This is a genomic window from uncultured Planktosalinus sp., assembly GCF_963973675.1.
Classification (GTDB): Bacteria; Bacteroidota; Bacteroidia; order Flavobacteriales; family Flavobacteriaceae; genus Planktosalinus.
In genome coordinates, this window is sequence record NZ_CAXBAN010000188.1 from 1 (window position 1) to 5,041 (window position 5,041).

The window sequence follows — 5,041 nt, forward strand, 5'->3', positions numbered from 1 at the left end:
AGCTTTAGCTTTATCTGCTTTTTCTTGAGCCTTATCTGCTTTTTTCTGTTTTCTTTCTGATATAATTTTTTGACTTCGTGGATGCGTAGAGAATATAACAGGAAATTGATATTTTTCAGCAATTTCATTGATTGCCGACATAAGGCTTAAAAAATTGGATTCATTATCAATGTTTTCTTCACGATGTGCAGAAACAATAATATACTTTCTTTTCTCAAGCATATTTTCAACTAAAACATTACTATTTTCAATGTTCTTAGCATATTTTGTTAATACTTCCTGCAACGGTGAGCCTGTTACAAAAATATGGTCTTTTCTAAACCCTTCTGACAATAAATATCTTCTACTATGTTCTGTGTAGGGTAAGTTAATATCACTAATATGATCGACTATTTTTCTATTAATTTCTTCCGGCACATTTTGATCAAAACATCTGTTGCCGGCTTCCATATGAAAAATAGGTATTTTTAACCTTTTTGCCATAATAGCACATAAGGAGCTATTTGTATCGCCCAAAATAAGGAGTGCGTCAGGCTTAATTTTCAGCATAAGTTCATAGGACTTAGCTATTATATTTCCAACTGTATCTCCTAAATTACCTCCTGCAACATTCAAATAATGATTAGGTTGTCGAAGTTCAAGTTCATTGAAGAAAACTTCATTAAGATTATAATCATAATTCTGGCCTGTGTGAACTAAAACGTGCTCAAAATAAGTATCACATTTTTTTATAATTTCACTTAACCTTATTATTTCGGGACGCGTCCCAATAACTGTCATGAGTTTTAGCTTTTCCAAATTCCAGGGTGTTAAATTTTATAATGAGGGTAAAAGTTTTTGTGAGATTTCATCCATTCAGCCATTTCAGAAACCATGGTTTCATAACTTGGGACTTCATAATCTAAACTAAAGTTTGTTCTTACTAAAGATTTATCCACGTAATAGTCTTCATAGGGTTCAATAATCACTTCGTCATTTCTCAAATGTTTATTGAATAGATTCAATAAATCATACTTGCTTATAGAGACATTATTAACCATATTGATCAATCCTGTACTCTTATTAATTGAGGCAATTTCCATTATTTTTGCTAATTCCAAAGTTGTTAAACCAGTCCACAAAGCATTTGTAAATCCCTTTATTGGGCCTTCCTGCTTCATAAACCAATTAAGTAATCCAATTCCTGATTCTTTAATATCTGGACCTACGATTGAATTTCTCAGGGTTAGGTTTTTACTGTCACTAATTTCTCCTAAAGCCTTAGATCTGTCATAAAAAGATTCACCGTCTGTATAATCGGTTTCTGTATATTTCCCCTTTTTTCCAGAAAACACGCAGTCCGTACTCATATGAATCACTTGTGTTTTTAAATTTTCAGTTATTGAAACCAAAAAATGTGGAAAATATGAGTTTAAATAGACAGCCATCGTTTGATTTTCATTTGCAAATTGATTTAATAACCCGATACAGTTTATAATAACATTAAAATCATTATCGATAATGATTTTTTTTACAAATTCAGGGTTTGTTGCATCTCCAATTATAGTATTATGTTGAGTGAGAATATTATTTCTGCTAAAACCTGTTACTGTATGCCCTTTTTCTATTAAGTATGTTGAAATCATATGTCCAGCCATACCTTCTGAACCAAAAACTAAAAATTTCATATTCATTAATTTTTTAATGCCACCTAATCCATTTATCTACATCAAACCGTATTTCATCATCATGGTTTTCACCAAATTTGTAATCTGAAAAGGATATTAACGTCGAATTTTTTTCTAATGCCCTAAAACCATTTACAAAACCCGGCTGTATTTTTAAAATCATAGGAGTTTTCTCTTCCAAAATAGTTTTTTTTACATCTAAATCAATTGAAGGGTTTTCCATACAATCCAATTCAATTGTTCGGACTTCAAAAGATCCCTTTACACAATAAAACCATCGCCTTTCAATTTTGTGTCCTTGCCACGCTCTAATAGTATTAGTGTCTGGGTGAAAAACAGTGTACATCCTTTTAATTTCACTTAAATCAAATTCATTAAATGAATGTAATTCACCTCTGTGATCAACGAACTTATTCCCGTTTATTATCATAGATTACATATTTAATTCTTCACGAATATAATCTATACTTGAAAACAACTCCTTCATTTGTTCTAAATTCAATCTTGTCGTGTTATGAGAGTGATAATCTTCAACTTTAGAAATATTTTCTTCACCTTGAGAAAAGTATTTTGTATAATTTAAATCACGATTATCCGCAGGCACACGATAGAAATTACCCATGTCTTCTGCTTTTAGCATTTCTTCACGTGTACACAGAGTTTCGTAAAGTTTTTCACCATGCCGAGTACCAATTATTTTAATGGGCACATCTTTTTTAGATAATTCCAATAAAGCTTTTGCTAAATCACCTATTGTACCGGCTGGTGCTTTATTAACAAATAAATCTCCCGACCTTCCATTTTCAAATGCAAAAAGAACTAATTCCACAGCATCTTCTAATGACATAAGAAATCGTGTCATGTTAGGATCGGTAATTGTTATAGGTTTTGATTCCTTAATTTGATTTATAAACAAGGGAATGACAGAGCCCCTTGAAGCCATAACATTTCCATACCGAGTTAAACAAACAGTCGTCTCTTTAAGGCTACGAGATTCTGCTATTGCAACTTTTTCCATCATTGCTTTTGATATACCCATTGCGTTGATTGGGTAGGCAGCTTTATCTGTAGAAAGACAAATTACTTTTTTAACATTGTTATTTGCGCTTGCTTTAATTACATTTTGAGTTCCCTCAATATTTGTTTTAACAGCTTGCATTGGGAAAAACTCACAAGAAGGTACTTGTTTTAATGCTGCTGCATGAAAAACATAATCAACATCTCTGGTAGCTGGCTCAACGCTTGAATAATCCCTTACATCACCTATATAATATTTTATTTTGTCATTTTTATAGAGATTTCTCATATCATCTTGCTTTTTTTCATCTCTGGAAAAAATTCTTATTTCGCTAAAATTATCGGTGTTTAAAAAACGATTTAATACAGCAGTTCCAAAAGAACCAGTACCACCTGTTATTAGTAAAACTTTATTGTAAATTTTCATTTTTTATCAATTTGACTTTTATTAAATATATTATTATAATAAAATTAATTTATTCCCTTGAATTCAAATCATGTTTGAAAATATAATTATAGTTATTATTAACATAATTGATACTATTCTTCCAAAACTCCCTTCAATTTAAACAAAAAGTTATTTTCGGAAAACATTTTGTTTAAATTATAAAAAAATAAAAATATTTTAAAGCTTCCTATCCGCACTCTCCAACACCCCCTTCACATCATACACCACCGCCACTTCTTTTTTAAGCGGGTTTAGGTCCAGGGTAAGGAATTGTTTGTGGGCTACGCCTAATACAATCGCATCAAATTCATTTGGTGCTGCATTGGTGAGGTTGCTTCGCTCCGCTCGCAATGACTTGCCTTTCAAGTCTAATTGTGAGTGGCATTGGAGTCCGTATTCGTGCATGACTTCCTCCGGGTTGGCGAGGGGGTCGTAGATGGTAACGGTGATGCCGTAGTCTTGCAGGGCGTGTACTACATCAACGATTTTGGTATTGCGCACGTCGGGGCAGTTTTCTTTGAAGGTGATGCCCAGCATGAGGAGTTCGGCACCTTTGATGGAGATGTCTTTTTGTATCATGGTCTTGACCACTTGAGCGGCGACATAGTCACCCATGGAGTCGTTTAAGCGTCTTCCTGCCAGGATGATCTCGGGGTGGTAGCCGTGTTCTTGTGCTTTTTGTGCCAAATAATAAGGATCCACACCTATGCAGTGTCCGCCTACAAGCCCGGGTTTGAAGGGCAGGAAGTTCCATTTGGTACCGGCGGCTTCGAGGACGGCGCTCGTATCGATGTCGAGGATGTTGAATATTTTGGCGAGCTCATTGACAAAGGCAATGTTGATGTCGCGTTGGGAGTTTTCGATGACCTTGGCGGCTTCGGCTACTTTGATGCTGGGGGCCAGATGCGTACCGGCAGTGATGACGCTTTTATAGAGGGCATCTACTTTTTGTCCGGTTTCGGGTGTGGAGCCGGCGGTAACTTTTAATATTTTATCGACGGTGTGCTCCTTATCACCGGGGTTGATGCGCTCGGGCGAATAGCCCACAAAGAAGTCTTCATTGAATTTTAATCCGCTGATGCGTTCGAGTACGGGTACACACTCTTCCTCGGTCACGCCGGGATAGACGGTGGATTCATAGATGACGGTATCGCCTTTTTTGAGGATGCTGCCCACGGCTTCGCTGGATTTATACAGCGGTGTGAGGTCCGGCCGGTGGTGTTTATCCACGGGGGTGGGCACGGTAACGATATAGACATTGGCATCCTGAATGTCAATGAGGTGCGCGGTACAGAAGAGTCCGTTGCCGTTCATATCCTCACGAAAGGGACATTTGTCGAGCAGGACGGCTTGCAGGTCGGCATCCTCAACTTCGAGGGTACTGTCGTGGCCGTTTTGGAGTTGGTCGATGCGTTTTTGGTTGATGTCAAAGCCCACTACGGGGTATTTGGTAGCAAAGAGTCTGGCGAGGGGGAGCCCTACATACCCCAGGCCGATGATGGCGATTTTATTCATAGTTAGTCAATTGAGTTCAAAAAAAATACCCCATATTTTTAACGCTCCACAAGCCGAAATGGTATGTGAGAGGTTTAAAATAAGTGGGGATACCGGAGGGCAAAGTTAAGAAATTTGAATGGAAGGGGGATGTTTTGGTGTTAAATTGGTGTAAAATTGGAGTTTCTACTACGGGGGTTGTGGTTGTTTGGTTGACTGGTTTACTGGTGGGCTGGTTGACTGGTTGACTGGTGGACTGGTGGACTGGTTGACTGGTTTACTGGTTTACTGGTGGACTGGTTTACTGGTGGACTGGTTTACTGGTTTACTGGTGGACTGGTTTACTGGTTTACTGGTGGGCTGGTGGACTGGTGGACTGGTGGACTGGTTTACTGGTGGACTGGTTTACTGGTGG

Annotated in this window: 6 protein-coding genes; 1 reads left to right on the forward strand and 5 read right to left on the reverse strand. The window is 37.3% G+C overall.

Annotated features, from left to right (window positions below; all coding sequences use genetic code 11):
- The 5 genes from AACY61_RS08405 to AACY61_RS08425 all read right to left on the reverse strand — a co-directional run.
- The coding region (locus tag AACY61_RS08405; protein ID WP_339611130.1) for a UDP-N-acetyl glucosamine 2-epimerase at nt 1-798 on the reverse strand (798 nt) is incomplete at its 3' end.
- Nucleotides 799-809: 11 nt separating this feature from the next.
- The gene (locus tag AACY61_RS08410; RefSeq protein ID WP_339611131.1) at nt 810-1,667 is read right to left on the reverse strand and encodes a sugar nucleotide-binding protein; all 858 of its coding nucleotides are present in this window, start codon (nt 1,665-1,667) and stop codon (nt 810-812) included.
- A 13-nt stretch (nt 1,668-1,680) separates the two neighbouring features.
- The gene (locus AACY61_RS08415) at nt 1,681-2,097 is read right to left on the reverse strand and encodes a WxcM-like domain-containing protein (RefSeq protein WP_339611132.1); all 417 of its coding nucleotides are present in this window, start codon (nt 2,095-2,097) and stop codon (nt 1,681-1,683) included.
- Nucleotides 2,098-2,100: 3 nt separating this feature from the next.
- Nucleotides 2,101-3,111, reverse strand: a complete 1,011-nt coding sequence (locus tag AACY61_RS08420; protein WP_339611133.1) for a polysaccharide biosynthesis protein — start codon at nt 3,109-3,111, stop codon at nt 2,101-2,103.
- A 198-nt stretch (nt 3,112-3,309) separates the two neighbouring features.
- Nucleotides 3,310-4,647, reverse strand: coding sequence for a nucleotide sugar dehydrogenase (locus AACY61_RS08425; protein WP_339611134.1), 1,338 nt, complete (start codon nt 4,645-4,647; stop codon nt 3,310-3,312).
- A 187-nt stretch (nt 4,648-4,834) separates the two neighbouring features.
- Between AACY61_RS08425 and AACY61_RS08430 the strand changes: the two genes are divergently transcribed.
- Nucleotides 4,835-5,041, forward strand: a 207-nt coding sequence (locus AACY61_RS08430) for a hypothetical protein (RefSeq protein ID WP_339611135.1), incomplete at its 3' end; no start/stop codon positions are given.

Coding starts and splice junctions, on each gene's coding strand:
- AACY61_RS08410 (WP_339611131.1), bottom strand. CDS start 1,667: ATGAAATTTTTAGTTTTTGGTTCAGAAGGTATGGCTGGACATATGATT.
- AACY61_RS08415 (WP_339611132.1), bottom strand. CDS start 2,097: ATGATAATAAACGGGAATAAGTTCGTTGATCACAGAGGTGAATTACAT.
- AACY61_RS08420 (WP_339611133.1), bottom strand. CDS start 3,111: ATGAAAATTTACAATAAAGTTTTACTAATAACAGGTGGTACTGGTTCT.
- AACY61_RS08425 (WP_339611134.1), bottom strand. CDS start 4,647: ATGAATAAAATCGCCATCATCGGCCTGGGGTATGTAGGGCTCCCCCTC.